This is a genomic window from Amycolatopsis halotolerans (genome assembly GCF_042647905.1).
Taxonomy (GTDB): Bacteria; Actinomycetota; Actinomycetes; order Mycobacteriales; family Pseudonocardiaceae; genus Amycolatopsis; species Amycolatopsis halotolerans.
This window is the reverse complement of record NZ_JBHRWI010000019.1, coordinates 102,722-118,250: the sequence shown is the minus strand read 5'-3', so window position 1 is coordinate 118,250 and position 15,529 is coordinate 102,722. Positions and strand designations below refer to the sequence as shown.

The window sequence follows — 15,529 nt, the reverse complement described above, 5'->3', positions numbered from 1 at the left end:
GGAGCCTCCTGCGACGACATCGTGGAGCTGGTGTCGACGACCGTTTCGCCGTTCAGTGGCTAATAGCTGGTCAGCCGCTGGCGAGCCCGCTTCAGCGCGAGGTAGCAACGGGTGCCAGCAGCGGGTGAAGGCTGCAGTCTCAGCAGGTGACTGCGATAGGAACTCGTTCATCGGCTTGGCGGTCGTTACATGCTTGGAACAGCAGTGCTGAGCTGCGCGGATACTGTCGTCGCGGGCTGGCCAACCGGCCGATTAGAGGTTGTTGCCGTTTTTTGGCGAAACGCTCTGACCAGCGGATTCTCCACTGCTCGGGCACTATTCAGCCGGGTGTCGACGCGGCTTTCCGGCGGTCGTTCGGGCGGCCGCCCCAGGGTAAGCGACTGGCGAGTAACCTCGGGCCATGCGCGTGCTGATGTTGTCCTGGGAGTATCCGCCGGTGGTTATCGGCGGCCTGGCCCGGCACGTTCACGCGCTGGCGCGGCACCTCGCGCTGCAGGGCCACGAGGTAGTCGTCCTCTGTCGGCACACCGCGGGCACCGACGCGTCGACGCATCCGCGCAGCGATCGGGTCATCGAGGGGGTCCGGGTCGTCCGCGTCGCCGAGGATCCGATGCACCTGACCTTCGAGCGGGATCTCGTCGCATGGACGCTCGCCATGGGCCACGCCATGATCCGGGCGGCGCAGGATTTGCTCCGCACGTGGCAACCCGACGTCGTCCATGCCCACGATTGGCTGGTCACGCATCCGGCGATTGCTGTCGCGGAGGCTGCTCGGGTGCCGCTGGTCGGGACGATCCATGCGACCGAAGCGGGCCGGCATTCGGGCTGGCTGTCCCATCCGCTCAACCAGCAGGTGCATTCGGTCGAATGGTGGCTGGCCAATCGCGCAGACGCGGTGATCACCTGTTCGCAGGCTATGCGCAAAGAGGTCGCGCACCTCTTCGAAATCGACCCGGCCGACGTCGCGGTGATCCACAACGGCATCGAGGGACGCAGCTGGCGCGTCTCGTCCGGCGAAGTCGCGAGGATGCGGGCGCAGCACAGTCCAGACGGTGCTCCGTTCCTGCTGTTCTTCGGTCGGCTGGAGTGGGAAAAGGGCGTGCAAGACCTGCTGGCCGCGCTACCCCGGATCCGCCGTCAGTTCCCCGGGACGCGAGTGGTCGTTGCCGGGAAAGGGCGACATCACGACGAACTCGTCGCGCAGGCGCGCAAGCTGCGGATTCGCCGGGCGGTGGACTTCGTCGGTCATCTCTCCGACCGCGACCTGCGTGCTCTCCTGGCCGCTGCCGACGCGGTCGTGCTGCCGAGCCGGTACGAGCCGTTCGGGATCGTTGCGCTGGAAGCCGCGGCCGCGAAGGCACCGTTGGTGGCGTCGACCGCAGGCGGGCTCGGCGAGGTTGTCATCGATGGGGAGACCGGTCTGGCGTTCGCGCCGGGTGATGTCTCCGGGCTCGCCTCGTCCGTGACGACTGTCTTGAGCGACGTTCCGGCCGCGACCCGGCGGGCGCGTGCGGCGCAGGCTCGGCTCGGCGCGGACTTCGATTGGGGGCGGATCGCTGAGGCGACCGTCGAGGTTTACCGGCGGGCGCGTGTCGGCGAGCCGGTAGAGTTGGGGCGGCCGAAGATCGCGACTGGCAACGCGTTCGAGGTGTAGGACGCGCCGCTCGGCGGAGGCTCGCGAGATTCGCCGTTCAGTGGCGAATCCCTGATCAGGACACTTGTCAGCGGGGGTCGACGGCGGCGATCAGGTCACGGTAGTCGGGGTCTGCTGCCACGCGATCGAAGGCGCTCGCCAGGGCAGCTTCGTAGACCGGGACGGCTTTGCGCAACGTGACGCGTCCGGTATCGGTGATTCCGGTGTAGACGCCGCGGCGGTCGTATTCGCAGAGACGTCGTTCGGTCAGACCGGTACGCTCAAGGCGGCCGACGAGGCGGGTCGCGGAACTCTGGTTGAGCGACGTCGCGTCAGCCAGTTCCTGCATGCGGAGCTCGCCGTCGGGGCGGTCGGCCAGCGACATCAGGGCGACGAATTCCGAGAAGCCCAGGTGCAACTGCCGTTGCAACGCTTGCTCGACCTCGTGGTCGACGCGGCTGCGAAGGGCCATCATGCGGGGCCACATCGCGCCGAGGGTGGTGAGTTTCGCCCCTGCTGACTTGCGTCCAGGGGAAGGTGTGGTGGCCACGCGAACGACCTCTCCGGCAAACCTTGTCCAGCACCGAGAAGTGGTGCAGAGACCTCTTGTATAGCACATGTGCGTGCATGCAATTGAGCGCTCGGCAAGCCTCGCATCGCTGGGAGACCGTTGAGCTGCGCGGCATGGGGCTGGCGAGAGCCGGGCATTCTGGTCGAGTGCAGCCTGGACGAATCGTCGGCTGCGTAGTTAACAGTCCGGCTTGGAGTGATTGGCGAAACCGGTCAGGCCAACGTCCGCAGGAACTGTTGCAGCAACGGGTTGACCTGCTCTGGGTGAGTCAGGGTCGGAGTGTGGGTTGCACCGTGGATGACGTGCACGTCGCCAGCGTTTGGCAGGCGTTCGCTCAGCAGGTCCATGCGGTCGCGCGGGAGGGAAACGTCCTGCTCGCCCCACATCAGCAACGTCGGACAGGTGATTTCGTTCAGGCGGTTCGAGACGTCGTCTCGCTCCAGCAGACAGTGCGCGGCCGGGCCTAGCGGCAGCGCGGGAGCGGCACGCCATCGTGCGCATAATTCGCCACGGAGGGCCGATTCTCCGAGCAGTTGCGTGGACAGGGGTATGATCAGGTCATCAACTGGTCCGTATTCGCGCAAGGCTGCGAACATGCCGCCGTAAGCTGCCTTGTCGACTGGGTCGCACGGTGTTGCTTCGGTGTCCCACAGCACCAATCCTGCGACCCGCTTGGGTGCCAGCAGCGCAATCCGTAGCGCCGTGAAGCCGCCTTGGGAAAGTCCGCCTACGACAGCGCGCTCGATGCCGAGGTGGTCCAGCAGGCCGAGTGCGTCTTTGGCCTGGTCCCAATAGGTGTATGACGTGCTGGCGTCGTCGTCCGGGGTTTGTCCGTGGCCGCGGGCGTCCCAGGTGATCAGGCGCTGCTCCGGCGCGAGCATCTCTGCTTGCGGCGAGAAGGTTGAGTGATCCAGGAAGTAGCCGTGTCCCAGCAACAAGGCCGGTCCGTCTCCCCCGGTGTCGGCGAAGAAGATCGGGCGGTCGTTGACCGTTGCCATGGGCATTCGACTGGCCTCCAGGTTCGTCGCAGGCAGTGGTGCCGCGCCGGTGCAGCGTAGTGAAAAAGCCGTGATTACTGTGCCTGTGGCGAGATTTAGGCAGGTTGGCGGCCGCTGGCGAGTGTCAGTGGGACGTCGGGCTGGATACGGTCAGTCGTCGGATTTCGCCGAATCGGTTGAGCCGCCGGCGAGTTTGAGGCAGATGACACCGGTGATGATCACTGCGAGGAACAGAATCCGCAGCGGTCCCAGGCTTTCGCCGAAGATGATCGCGCCGAAGATCGCCGCACCGCTCGCGCCGATTCCGGTCCAGACCGCGTAGCCGACGCCGACGTCGATGGTGCGCAAGGCCAGGCTGAGGGTGAAAATCGTTGCGGCGGCAGTGATCACGGTGGCGATCGACCACGGCAGGTTGGTGAAGCCGCGGCTGCCGTCCGTGCTGACGGCGAACGCGATTTCGCAGACACCGGCGAAGAGGAGAATGCCCCACGCTCGGCGACTGGTCTGCGTCTTTTCCGGTGCGATGACTGGTGCGGCTTCTGGCTGAACGGACACGACGGAAATCCTTTCGAGGGCAGGAAGAAGAGAGTCAGGCACCGGTCAGCTGAAGGCCGATGATGCCGCAGACCACCAGGCCGAAGCCGATGAGCTTGCGCCAGTTGAGCTTCTCTTTGAAGATCAGCGCGCCCAGCAGCACGATGCCGACCGAGCCGAGACCAGTCCAGATCGCATAGCCGACGCCGACGTCCATGGTCAGCAGGGCGCGGCTGAGGAAAAAGATGCCGCCGGCCGCCATGACCAGCGTGAACACCGACGGCCACAGCTTGGTGAACCCGTCGGTTGCGTTGGCCCCGAGCGCGAAAGCGATCTCGAAGAACACAGCGATGCCGAGGTAGAGCCAGTGCATAGTTTCTCCGGGTGAGAGTGAGATCGGAAGCTGCTCGGCACCCTCGCCGGCGACGCTCCCCCAGGTAGTTACATGTGCAATATATGTATGTCGAATCAAATAGGCAAGGGGTGATCAGCAGGTGGGAGGAGGAGTGCCGGGATCGCTGCCGATGGAACGGGCTGCGGTGGCCAGCAGCGCGCTGGTTGCTCAAAAAGCGGCGTTGACCAGGTATTCGCCACTGAGCGGCGACGGTAGTTCGGGCGACCGACGCCGGAATCGGCGACTTCTGCGCGGCCCGTTCAGGTCAATCGACAGGACGGGGCGAGGTGTCTGATCTCGACGGGGTCGTCCGTCCGGAACGCGTTGACTTGGCGCGGTCGGGGCCCGGATACCGGTTAAGCAGATCGGACGTTCGGTTCGGCAAAGACCCTCGCGGAACGCGGCTGTTCGACGGGGCACGCCTGGCCGGATGGATCGGGCTGCTGGACGCGTCCGAGCTGAGCGGGGTGAACAGGGCGGAGAACGAGCGGGACTCGCCGGGCAAGCACCAGCAGGTGCCCGAGGGCGAACGGCCGACTCGGCTTGCTGGTCCCGGAATCGAGCAAAGAGCCGCGTATGAGCGCCCAGAAAGCCGAGCGCCGCCAGCACGAACCGAACGACCCCAAGCGAAGTCCAGAAGTGAGCAAAACTCAGGCCACGCCCCAGCGCGAAGCCCCGACATCAGACCGAGCGCCCAAGCCCGGAGCGTCAGAAAACTCCGCAGAAACCGAAAACCCGCGCCTCTCGCCGCTCAGCGGCGAAAGAGCGCGGGTCCGGAAAGACCCGGGTCCGGTGGCGGGGAGCCTCCGCCACCGGACCCGTTCCCAGCACCATCCCAAAATGTGGTGCGGGGTAACCGGTCGCCGGTGGTCAGGTCACTGGCGACCGGAGCTTGTCACCGCTCGGTCAGGTAGCGGGCGTAGGCGACCGTCGTGAGGAAGCTCGGCAGTTTCTCGCCGAGGGCAGTCTCGGTGAAGATCGCCCGGGCATCGTCGAGACGGGCCGACGGGCTGAGGTCTGCGCGGACCTTCGCCAGTTCGTCGTCCAGGAATTCGTCGGCCAGCTCGTGGGTCAGCGCCGTGCCGTCCTCGAGCTTCGTGCCGTTGCGGATCCACTGCCACACCTGGCACCGCGCGATCTCGGCCGTCGCGGCGTCTTCCATGAGGTTGTGGATCGCCGCGGCACCGGTGCCGCGCAGCCAGGAGTCGATGTAGCGGAGGGCGACGTTGATGTTCGCTCGCACGCCCGCTTCGGTGACCTCACCGCCGGCGCTCGCAACATCGAGCAGGTCCGAAGCGTCGACAGTCACGTCTTCGCGCAGCTTGCCGAGCTGGTTCGGCCAGCCGCCGAGCACGCGGTCGAAGACCTCGCGGCACACCGGGACCAGGCCGGGGTGCGCGACCCACGAACCGTCGAAGCCGTCACCGGCCTCGCGTTCCTTGTCCTGACGGACCTTTTCGAGCGCGTTCTCGTTAGTGACCGGGTCTTTGCTCGGGATGAACGCCGCCATCCCGCCGATCGCGTGCGCCCCGCGACGGTGGCAGGTGCTGACGAGCAGTTCGGTGTAGGCGCGCATGAAGGGAACCGTCATCGTCACCTGGGCGCGGTCCGGCAGCACGAAGTCGGCACCGTGCGCGGAGAAGTTCTTGATGACGCTGAAGATGTAGTCCCAGCGGCCGGCGTTCAGGCCCGCCGCGTGCTCGCGCAGTTCGTAGAGGATCTCGTCCATCTCGAACGCCGCGGTGATCGTCTCGATCAGCACAGTCGCGCGGATCGTGCCGCGCGGGATGCCGAGTTCCTTCTGCGCCAGCAGGAACACGTCGTTCCACAGCCGCGCTTCCTGGTGGCTTTCCAGCTTCGGCAGGTAGAAGTACGGGCCGCTGCCGCGGGCCAGGAGCTGCCGGGCGTTGTGGAAGAAGTACAGGCCGAAGTCCACGAGGCTCGCCGAAACCGGGCGGCCATCGATGCGGATGTGCTTCTCGACCAGGTGCCAGCCGCGGGGGCGGGCGACGATCGTCGCCGGGTCGTCGCCGATCGTGTAGCGCTTGCCCGCTTCGGTGGTGAAGTCGATGTTGCGGCGGATGGCGTCGAACAGGTTGAGTTGGCCGTCGACGACGTTGTGCCAGGTCGGCGAGGTCGCGTCCTCGAAGTCGGCCAGCCAGACCTTCGCGCCGGAGTTGAGCGCGTTGACCGTCATCTTCCGGTCGGTCGGGCCGGTGATCTCCACGCGCCGGTCCTCGAGACCGGGCGCGGTGGGGGCGATGTGCCAGCTCTCGTCCGCCCGGATCGACCTCGTCTCGGGCAGGAAGTCCAGCTGCTCCTCCCCCGACTGCAGCCGTTCGCGACGGCGGCGGCGCTCGTCGAGGAGTTCGCGGCGGCGTCCGGCGAAGGTGTTGTCGAGTTTGGCTACGAAGTCCAGTGCTGCCGGGGTGAGGATCTCGGCGAAGCGGCCATCGGCGGGCCCGGTGACCTCGATGCGGGTGTTCAACGTGTCAGCCATCTCGTACCTCCGCGAAGGGGGAAAGGGAAGGGGCGGGCCGGCGACCGGAATCGCCGGCCCGCGGGGTGCGTCAGTGGAACTGGTCTTCTTCGGTCGAGCCCTTGAGCGCGGTGGTCGAGCTCTCCGGGTTCAGCGCGGTGGACACCAGGTCGAACCAGCCGGTGCCGACCTCGCGCTGGTGCTTCGTCGCGGTGTAGCCGCGCTCCTCCGAAGCGAACTCGCGCTCCTGCAGGTCGACGTAGGCGCTCATGCCTTCGCGGGCGTAGCCGTGCGCCAGGTCGAACATCGAGTAGTTCAGCGCGTGGAAGCCGGCCAGCGTGATGAACTGGAACTTGTAGCCCATGGCGCCGAGCTCGCGCTGGAACCGCGCGATGGTGTCGTCGTCGAGGTGCTTCTTCCAGTTGAACGACGGCGAGCAGTTGTAGGCCAGCATCTGGTCCGGGTACTGCGCCTTGATCGCCTCGGCGTACTTGCGGGCGACCTCGAGGTCCGGCGTGGAGGTCTCCATCCACAGCAGGTCGGCGTACTGCGCGTAGGCCAGGCCGCGGTCGATGCACGGCTCGATGCCGTTGTTGACCTCGTAGAAGCCCTCAGCGGTGCGGCCGCCGGTCAAGTACTTCTGGTCGCGCTCGTCGACGTCGCTGGTCAGCAGGGTCGCGGCCTGCGCGTCGGTGCGGGCGACGACCAGGGACGGCACGTTCAGCACGTCGGCGGCGAGGCGGGCGGCGTTCAGGGTGCGCTCGTGCTGCTTGGTCGGGATGAGGACCTTGCCGCCGAGGTGGCCGCACTTCTTCTCGGACGCGAGCTGGTCTTCCCAGTGCACGCCCGCGGCACCGGCCGCGATCATGCCCTTCATCAGCTCGAACGCGTTCAGCGGACCGCCGAAGCCGGCTTCGGCGTCGGCGACGATCGGGGCGAACCAGTCGATGTCGCCGTTGCCCTCGGCCCAGTTGATCTGGTCGGCGCGGCCCAGCGCGTTGTTGATGCGGCGGACGACGGCCGGGACCGAGTTGGCCGGGTAGAGGCTCTGGTCCGGGTAGGTCTGGCCGGAGAGGTTGGCGTCGGCGGCGACCTGCCAGCCGGACAGGTAGATGGCCTTCAGGCCGGCGCGCACCTGCTGCACGGCCTGGTTGCCGGTGAGGGCGCCCAGCGCGTGGACGTAGTCCTCGCTGTGCAGCAGCTCCCACAGCTTCTCCGCGCCGCGGCGGGCGAGGGTGTGCTCTTCGACGACCGAACCGCGAAGCTTCACCACGTCGGCGGCGGAGTAGGTCCGCTGGACACCCGCCCAGCGGGGGTCGGTCTTCCACTGCTCGGCCAGCTCGGCCGCCGCCTGCTCGAGCTGATTGGCCTGCTCGGTCATCGGACTCTCCCGTGTTGCGAAGTTTGCGATTGCTCGCCTTGCCTGGTCACGACCCTGACACGAGCACGAAAACCTGGTCTACCGCTCCAATTTGCCAATTTCTGCGAAGATTGCCTAGCATGTTGCAAAGGTTGCGAATCAGCCGTTCGCAACCGCAGCGAAAATTCGCGGGCTTGATCGTTCACGTAATCGTTCAGGCCCGGAAACCTTCCGGCCGGACGGAGCACTCATGGACAAAACTTTCGCCGGGGCGCGGCTGCGGCATTTGCGCGAAAGCCGGTCGATGAGCCAGGCGGACCTCGCCCGTGTGCTCGAGATCTCACCCAGTTACCTCAATCAGATCGAGCACAATTCGCGCCCGCTGACGGTGCCGGTGCTGCTGCGGATCACGCAGGCGTTCGGCGTCGACACGGAGTTTTTCGCCAACAACGACACGTCGCGGCTTGTCGCCGATGTGAAGGAAGCCCTGCTTGACGAGGCGGTGGGCGTCGAAGCGACCACGAGCGAACTGAACGACCTGGCCAGCAACCTGCCGTCCATCGCCCAGGCGCTGGTCAAACTGCACCGCAGCTACCGCAACGCGGTCGAGAGCACGGCCGCGCTGACCACGGAAAACGGCCTGGGCCTGCACGGGAGCGCCGCCGCGCCGTTGCCGCACGAGGAGGTCCGCGACTTCTTCTACGAGCGGGAGAACTACGTCGCCGAACTCGATGAGCGCGCCGAACGGATGGCCGCCGAGATCCCGCTGCGGCGCGGAGCGGTGCTCGGGTCGCTCAAGGAACGGCTGTGGCAGCGCTACGGCGTCGACGTGACGAGCGAGGGCATCAACGAATCCGCAGGTGAACAGCACCGGTACGAGCCGGCGACGCGGGTGTTGCGGCTGGCGCCGAGCCTGCGGGTCGGGCAGCAAGCGTTCCGGATGGCGTCTCAGATCGCGCTGCTGGAATACGACGACCTGATCACCGAACTTGCCGATTCGTGGGCATTTTCCGGCCCGGCCGCGCGGACGCTCGCGCGGGTCGGCCTTGCGAACTACTTCGCCGGCGCGCTGATCCTGCCGTACAGCCCGTTCCTGGCCGCGGCGGAGGAGTTCCGGTACGACATCGAGCGGCTTTGCGACCACTTCGGCGTCGGTTTCGAGACCACTTGCCACCGGCTGTCGACTCTTCAACGGCCAAAACAGCGCGGCGTGCCGTTCTCGTTCGTGCGCGTGGACCGGGCCGGGAACATGTCGAAACGCCAGTCCGCGGCGGGTTTTCACTTCTCGCGCGTCGGCGGCGCTTGCCCCTTGTGGAACATCTACGAGGCCTTCACCTCGCCGGGCAAGATCCTCACGCAGATCGCCGCGCTACCGGACGGCAAGCGGTACTTCTGGGTCGCGCGGACGGTGTCGCGCAACATCGGCGGCTACGGCAGCCCGGGCAAGACATTCACCGTCGGTCTCGGCTGCGAGCTGCGGCACGCCGGCCGGCTGATCTACTCAACCGGCCTTGACCTGGACGAACCCGCCGCCGCGACACCGATCGGCATGGGGTGCAAAGTGTGCGACCGGCCCGCTTGTTCGCAACGCGCGTTTCCGGCTATCGGCAAACCGCTCACGGTCGACGAAAACACCAGCACCTTCGTCCCGTACCCGGCGGTGCCGAAGACGTGAACGCAGCCTGTGACGTGAGTGCCCCGTAAGTGGTCACCGGGTGCGAAGTACATTCACCCGAGTGCACGACATCGACACGGTGAACGCAGAACTGGTCGAACAGGCCGCCGAACGGCTCGCGGGCGTGGTCACGCGCACGCCCCTTGAGCCCAACGCGCGTCTCTCGTCCCGCGTAGACGCGCGCGTCTGGCTTAAGCGCGAAGACCAGCAGACTGTGCGCTCGTACAAGATCCGCGGCGCGTACAACTTCATCGTGCAGCTCGACGCTGCGACGCGGGCGCGCGGTGTCGTATGTGCGAGCGCGGGCAACCACGCGCAGGGCGTCGCGTACGCGTGTCGCCGTTTAGGGGCGAACGGTCGCGTGTACGTGCCGGGTACGACGCCTCGACAGAAGCGTCAGCGCATTGCGGCGCTCGGCGGCGCGCACATCGAGGTCATCGTCGTTGGCGAGACGTACGAAGACGCCTTCGCTGCGGCTAAAGACGACGCTCACCGCACTGGGGCAACGCTCGTGCCGGCGTTCGACGACGTCCGCACTGTCGCCGGTCAGGGCACTGTCGCGCTCGAAGTGGTTTCGCAGCTCGGCTTCGTGCCCGATGTCCTAGTCGTGCCAGTTGGCGGCGGTGGGTTGCTGGCCGGGATCGCGACGTGGGTCCGCGAGCGGCATCCGGACATCCGGGTCGTCGGCGTCGAGCCGGCGGGCGCGATGTGCATGGCGGCGGCGGTCGAGGCGGGCCAGCCGGTGCGGATCGACGCGGTCGACCCGTTCGTCGACGGTGCCGCTGTGCGCGAGGCCGGCCAGGTGACGTTCCCGTTGATCCGGGACAGCGGCGCGGATCTGACGTCCGTCGCCGAGGGCGCGGTGTGCACGGAGATGCTGTCGATGTACCAGTCGGACGGCATCATCGCCGAACCCGCGGGTGCGCTCGCGGCCGCTTCCCTCGGGACCAGCGTGCAGGTCGAGCAGGGGCAGACGGTGGTGTGCATCGTGTCCGGGGGCAACAACGACGTCAGCCGGTACAGCGAAATCCTTGAACGCTCGCTGATGCACGAGGGGTTGAAGCACTACTTCCTCGTTAGTTTCCCGCAGGAACCCGGTGCGCTCCGGCGGTTCCTTGACGAAATCCTCGGGCCGGAGGACGACATCACGCGGTTCGAGTATGTGAAGCGCAACAACCGGGAGATCGGTCCGGCGCTGATCGGCGTCGAGATCCCGCGACGCGCGGACCTGCCGGGACTGCTGGCGCGGTTGGAGAAGAGCCCGTTGCAGGTGGAGCAGGTGGAACCGGGGAGTCCGTTGTTCCACTTCTTGCTCTGAGGTGTCGCTGATTTCTCTGGTTTCGCCGCCGACTGGCGACAGGCCCCGCCTGCTCCGGCCTTCCAGCGCACCACCTCGACGTTTGCGCAGCCGACAACGGGAATCTCGCTCGGGTACTCGACTTCCGGGACTTCCTGCGCATCCACTCCGACACAGGTCACTCGTACGTGAAGCTGAAGCGATCGCTCGCCCAGCGGTTCTGTACGGACCGTGCTGCCTACACCGCCGCGAAGACCGCCTTTATCGACGACGTAGTGGCGAGGGCATTGTCGGAGCAGTCTCGCCGCGGCGACGGTTGAAGACAGTTTGTTGCTGGCCGTCGATCGGCGAATCGAGCCGCGCGGAGGAGAGTTTGCGCAGTTCAGAGCGATTCGCCAAAAAACGGCAACGCCGGTCAGCCGAGTTCGGCGCTGCCCTCGCGGTAGATCTTCGCCGATGCGATCCGGTCTCCGGACAGCCGATAGAAGCCGGCGATGGCGAAAACGTGGTCGTCGCCGTTGTGGGTGAGGCGCTCAGTCAATTGGGCGGCGACCTGGTCACCGTCCGCGAGAACGTTCTCGACCGTCAACGTCGGGAGAAGTTGTTCCATCGCACCGCTGAAAAGCTCGGTGAGTTCGTCGCGTCCGCGCACGACGCTGCTGCCGGTGATCCAGACGGCGTCGTCGGTGAAGCCGTCGAGGAGACCTCGAAGGTCACGGTCGTTGAAAGCGGCGACGTGCCGACGCAGGGCTTCGCTCATAAGCCGAGGTTATCGACGCTGTCAGGCTATTTTCGCGGGAGAACTCGACACGCCGCCCCGCTACGTCAGCTGTCTCCGAGCGTCTTCTGCAGTGCCTTGTTCGCCTTGCGAGCCATGTCGGCGACGGCCTCGCGCCGGGCCGCATCCGCCGCGTAGTCGTCCTCGCGGTTGCGGACCACCCGGGCCGGTGAACCGACCGCGATCGAGTAGTCCGGGATGTCACCGCGCACGACCGCGTGCGCGCCGAGGACGCTGCCGCGGCCGATGCGCGTGCCCTTGAGGACGCTGACCTTCGTGCCGAGCCACGTGTCCGGGCCGATCCGGACCGGCGACTTGACGATGCCCTGGTCCTTGATCGGCACGTGGATGTCCGCGGTCACGTGGTCGAAGTCGCAGATGTACACCCAGTCTGCGACGAGCGTGGCGGCGCCGAGCTCGATGTCGAGGTAGCAGTTGATCACGTTCTGCCGCCCGAACACCGACTTGTCGCCGATGCGAAGGGATCCCTCGTGACAGCGGATGGCGTTGCCGTCGCCGATGTGCACCCAGCGGCCGATCTCCATCCGGCCGTACCCGGGGCGGCAGTGGATCTCGACGTTCTTGCCGAGGAACAGCATGCCGCGCAGGATGATGTGCGGGTTCGCGACGCGGAATTTGAGCAGCCGGTAGTAGCGGACGAGGTACCACGGCGTGTACGCGCGATTGCGCAGCACCCAGCGCAGCGAGTCGGCCGTCAGGAACTTCGCCTGGTGCGGGTCCCGCCGGGCCCGCCGCCAGGCGCGCACGCGCGACAACGCGGGCGCACCCCACATCGACGTCATGCCTTTGACCGTAACCTGTGGACGACGGCCAGCCACACGCAAGGGGAGCACGATGGGAACCAAGCTGATCATCGACACCGACCCCGGCGTCGATGATGCTTTCGCGATCGCGTTGGCCGCGAGGTCGGCGGACGTCGACCTGCTGGGCGTGACGACAGTCTTCGGCAACGTGCCGCTGACCACGACGACTTCGAACGCGCGACGGCTGCTGCAGCTGTGCGACCGCTCGGACGTGCCGGTCGCCGCGGGTGCCTCGCGGCCGCTCCTCTACCGCGAACTGCACCGGTCGAGCACCGTCCACGGTTCCGACGGGCTTTCCGGGCACGCCGCTTCGCTGCCCGACGCGACCCGCCCGCTCGAAGATTCCGACGCGGTCAGCCTGATGGTCTCGCTGATCGAAGCCTCGGACGAACCGGTGACCATCGCGCCGATCGGTCCGCTCACGAACATCGCCGCCCTGCTCGCCGCTCACCCCGGGGTGCGTTCGAAAATCGCGCGAATCGTCCTGATGGGCGGCGCACTCGCCCTTGGCAACTCGACCGCGGTCTCCGAATTCAATATCTGGGCCGACCCGGACGCGGCGCGGCGCGTGCTCGCCGAGGACGACGTCCCGTGCGTGATGGTCCCCCTCGATCTCACTCACCGATGCGCGGTCGACAGCGTGTGGCTGGCGAAACTCGCCGCGTCCGGACCGGTGGGGCAGGCGCTGGACTCGTTCACGCCGGACTACCTCGCGCACTACCGGCAGGTGCTCGGCTACGAAGGCATCGTCATGCACGACGCGGTGGCCGTCGCCGAGGCCATCCGGCCGGGCCTCCTGCACACGGAGACTTACCCGGTCGACGTCGACTCCGGTCTCGGCCCGACCCGAGGCATGACGATCGTCGACCGGCGGGAGGTCCCGACTGCGGCGACCGGGCGGCCGGTCGAGGTGGCGGTGGACACGGAGTTGGATGTGCTGCGCGAGTTCGTGTTGTCGAGACTCGCCGGAGGCCAGTGATGGAGGGGGCTGGGAGATCGCCGCTGGATCGCGAATCGCAGGTCACGCCTGGTGCGGTGGCGGGTGAGGGCGGTGGTGAGCCTGGGGGTGCGGCTTCGTTGCCGGTGAGTGGCGAATCGGCTGGGACGTCGGTGGGCGAGGCGTCGCCAGCGGGCGGTGAATCAGTCGGCACCGGTGGTTCGTCCGTGAGCGAGGCGTCACCGGTGGACGGCGAGAATCGTGGGTCGACCAGTGTGTCGCCGCTGAGTGGCGAAACTTCTGGGCTGGCTGATGAGGCGTCGCGGGGTGGCGATGCGCCTGAGTTGGCCAGCGCTTCGCCGTTGGGTGACGACGGCCTCGGATCGGATGCTGTTTCGCAGCCGAGCGGCGAGGCATTTGCATCGATCTCTGGTTCGCCGCTGAACGGCGAAATGGCTGAGTGGGGTGCTGCCTCGCCGTTGAGTGGCGACGTATCTCAGCCGACCAGTGCATCGCCGTTGAGCGGCGAGGCAGCTGACTTGGCCAGCGAGTCGCCGCTCAATGGCGACGTGTCCGGCTCGGCGAGCGGGTCGCCGCGGAACGGCGAGGGTCCTAAGCCAGCCAGCGTCTCGGCATCCAACGGCGGCGCGCCCGGCCCGTCCAGCATCTCGCCGCTGAGCGGCGACGCACCTGAGCCGAGCAGCGAGTCGCCACTGAGCGGCCACGTGCCCGAGCCGAGCAGCGAGTCGCCACTGAAAGGCCACGTGCCCGAGCCGGGCAGCGAGTCGCCGCTGAATGGCGAGGCACCTGAGCTGACCAGTGCGTCGCCGTTTAGTGGCGACGGATTCCAGGCGTCGGACAGCGAAGGGGGCGCGCCTTCCGCGAAGCAGGGTTTTCTCGCGCGGAACCGGCGGGCTGTGGTCGCGCTGGGGGCGGTTGTAGTGGTCGTTGCGGCGTTGGCCGTCGCGGTGCAGGTTTTGCCGGGCGGGGCCAGTGACGCGAATTCCGGGAACGTCGCGGCGACATCGTCGGTGGCTCCGGTTACCTCGAAGACCGCTCCGGCTTCCGCTGCGCCGACGTCGGTGGTGCCGGTTCAGCCTGGGGTGCCGCGGGCCGGGGAGTTCGGGCCGTGGGCGTCTCGGACCAGTCAGTGGCTCGACATTCCGTTGCGGGCGATGAACGGGTACGCGCAGGCGACTGTCACGCTCAGCAAGGAACAGCCCGATTGTCACCTGTCCTGGATCACTCTCGCCGCGATCGGGAAAGTCACCAGCGATCATGGGCGGGCGCAGGGTAATCAAGTCAGGGAGAACGGGACTCTCGCGAAACCGCTTGGCACGGTTGAGGTTCTCGACTTCTATCACAGGACCGTTTCGACGCCGGGGGCGGCGGGGCCGTTGCAGATCTCCCCTGCGGTGTGGAGCAAGTGGCAGCGGAGTGCGTCTGGCGGGAAGCCTGACATTCAGAACATCGACGATTCAGCGCTCACGGCTGGACGTGCGCTCTGCGCGAATGGCCGCGATCTGGCGACGGACTGGTGGAACGGGGTCGCGACGCTGGAGCCGGCGCCGGTGGTGCTGCATCGGACGCTTGCGACGACCAATGTCTACGGAACGGTCGGGCAGAACGAGCAGCCGCCCAATCCGGCAGTGCTCACGGCGGTCGACTTCGCGATTGACCAGATTGGGCTGCCGTACGTCTGGGGCGGCAACGGGACCCGTGATGCTGACCCAGGTTTTGACTGTTCCGGTCTCACGACCGCGGCTTATGCGAGCGCCGACGTCAAGCTGATGCGGACGGCGGACACGCAATTCCGCAGCGTTGCCCATGTGAGCGAACCCCAATTGGGCGATTTGATCTTCTACGGTGCGCCGACGACGAAGATCCATCATGTGGGGCTTTACATCGGGAATCAGCAGATGATCGACGCGCCGCAGACTGGGCAGGCGGTGCAGGTTCATCCGTATCGGAAGCCGGGCGACGACTACGCGGGCGCGGGGCGGCCGACGGCCTGACCATCAGTGCGGTCGATGCGACCGGCGGTTCGGA

General features: G+C 66.9%; 14 protein-coding genes. 6 read left to right on the top strand and 8 right to left on the bottom strand.

Annotated features, from left to right (window positions below; all coding sequences use genetic code 11):
* Positions 1-400 precede the first annotated feature (400 nt).
* Entirely contained in the window at positions 401-1,654 is a 1,254-nt protein-coding gene (locus ACFORO_RS14620; protein WP_377874992.1) for a glycosyltransferase family 4 protein, read from the top strand.
* Positions 1,655-1,721: 67 nt separating this feature from the next.
* Here ACFORO_RS14620 and ACFORO_RS14615 read toward each other — a convergent pair whose 3' ends face one another.
* The 6 genes from ACFORO_RS14615 to aceA all read right to left on the bottom strand — a co-directional run bounded on the left by ACFORO_RS14615 (position 1,722) and on the right by aceA (position 7,990).
* Positions 1,722-2,183, bottom strand: a complete 462-nt coding sequence (locus tag ACFORO_RS14615) for a MarR family winged helix-turn-helix transcriptional regulator (RefSeq protein WP_377874994.1) — start codon at positions 2,181-2,183, stop codon at positions 1,722-1,724.
* 233 nt (positions 2,184-2,416) lie between these two features.
* On the bottom strand, positions 2,417-3,202 hold the full coding sequence (locus ACFORO_RS14610; protein ID WP_377874996.1) for an alpha/beta fold hydrolase: 786 nt from the start codon (positions 3,200-3,202) through the stop codon (positions 2,417-2,419).
* Between the two features lie 150 nt (positions 3,203-3,352).
* Positions 3,353-3,757, bottom strand: coding sequence for a DMT family transporter (locus ACFORO_RS14605; protein ID WP_377874998.1), 405 nt, complete (start codon positions 3,755-3,757; stop codon positions 3,353-3,355).
* A 34-nt stretch (positions 3,758-3,791) separates the two neighbouring features.
* Complete coding sequence (locus tag ACFORO_RS14600; RefSeq protein ID WP_354739163.1) at positions 3,792-4,109, bottom strand: DMT family transporter; 318 nt, start codon at positions 4,107-4,109, stop codon at positions 3,792-3,794.
* Positions 4,110-5,025: 916 nt separating this feature from the next.
* Positions 5,026-6,630 (bottom strand): malate synthase A, encoded by a 1,605-nt coding sequence (gene aceB / locus ACFORO_RS14595; RefSeq protein ID WP_377875001.1) that lies wholly within the window; start codon positions 6,628-6,630, stop codon positions 5,026-5,028.
* A gap of 70 nt (positions 6,631-6,700) precedes the next feature.
* Positions 6,701-7,990 (bottom strand): isocitrate lyase, encoded by a 1,290-nt coding sequence (gene aceA, locus ACFORO_RS14590; RefSeq protein ID WP_354739159.1) that lies wholly within the window; start codon positions 7,988-7,990, stop codon positions 6,701-6,703.
* A 229-nt stretch (positions 7,991-8,219) separates the two neighbouring features.
* Here aceA and ACFORO_RS14585 point away from each other — a divergent pair, with 229 nt between their 5' ends.
* From ACFORO_RS14585 to ACFORO_RS14575, 3 genes are all read left to right on the top strand, one after another.
* Positions 8,220-9,644: a short-chain fatty acyl-CoA regulator family protein gene (locus tag ACFORO_RS14585; RefSeq protein WP_344285467.1), complete on the top strand. Its 1,425-nt coding sequence runs from the start codon at positions 8,220-8,222 to the stop codon at positions 9,642-9,644.
* Between the two features lie 61 nt (positions 9,645-9,705).
* Entirely contained in the window at positions 9,706-10,962 is a 1,257-nt protein-coding gene (ilvA, locus tag ACFORO_RS14580; protein WP_377875006.1) for a threonine ammonia-lyase IlvA, read from the top strand.
* A gap of 32 nt (positions 10,963-10,994) precedes the next feature.
* Positions 10,995-11,261 (top strand): GrpB family protein, encoded by a 267-nt coding sequence (locus ACFORO_RS14575; protein ID WP_377875173.1) that lies wholly within the window; start codon positions 10,995-10,997, stop codon positions 11,259-11,261.
* Between the two features lie 95 nt (positions 11,262-11,356).
* On the opposite strand, the gene ACFORO_RS14570 is transcribed toward ACFORO_RS14575, so the two are convergent.
* Both ACFORO_RS14570 and ACFORO_RS14565 read right to left on the bottom strand, forming a co-directional pair.
* Positions 11,357-11,701, bottom strand: coding sequence for a nuclear transport factor 2 family protein (locus tag ACFORO_RS14570; RefSeq protein WP_377875008.1), 345 nt, complete (start codon positions 11,699-11,701; stop codon positions 11,357-11,359).
* A gap of 65 nt (positions 11,702-11,766) precedes the next feature.
* Positions 11,767-12,522, bottom strand: coding sequence for an acyltransferase (locus ACFORO_RS14565; RefSeq protein WP_354739152.1), 756 nt, complete (start codon positions 12,520-12,522; stop codon positions 11,767-11,769).
* Between the two features lie 52 nt (positions 12,523-12,574).
* Here ACFORO_RS14565 and ACFORO_RS14560 point away from each other — a divergent pair, with 52 nt between their 5' ends.
* Complete coding sequence (locus ACFORO_RS14560) at positions 12,575-13,522, top strand: nucleoside hydrolase (RefSeq protein ID WP_377875011.1); 948 nt, start codon at positions 12,575-12,577, stop codon at positions 13,520-13,522.
* An 875-nt stretch (positions 13,523-14,397) separates the two neighbouring features.
* On the top strand, positions 14,398-15,495 hold the full coding sequence (locus ACFORO_RS14555; protein WP_377875175.1) for a C40 family peptidase: 1,098 nt from the start codon (positions 14,398-14,400) through the stop codon (positions 15,493-15,495).
* Positions 15,496-15,529 lie beyond the last annotated feature (34 nt).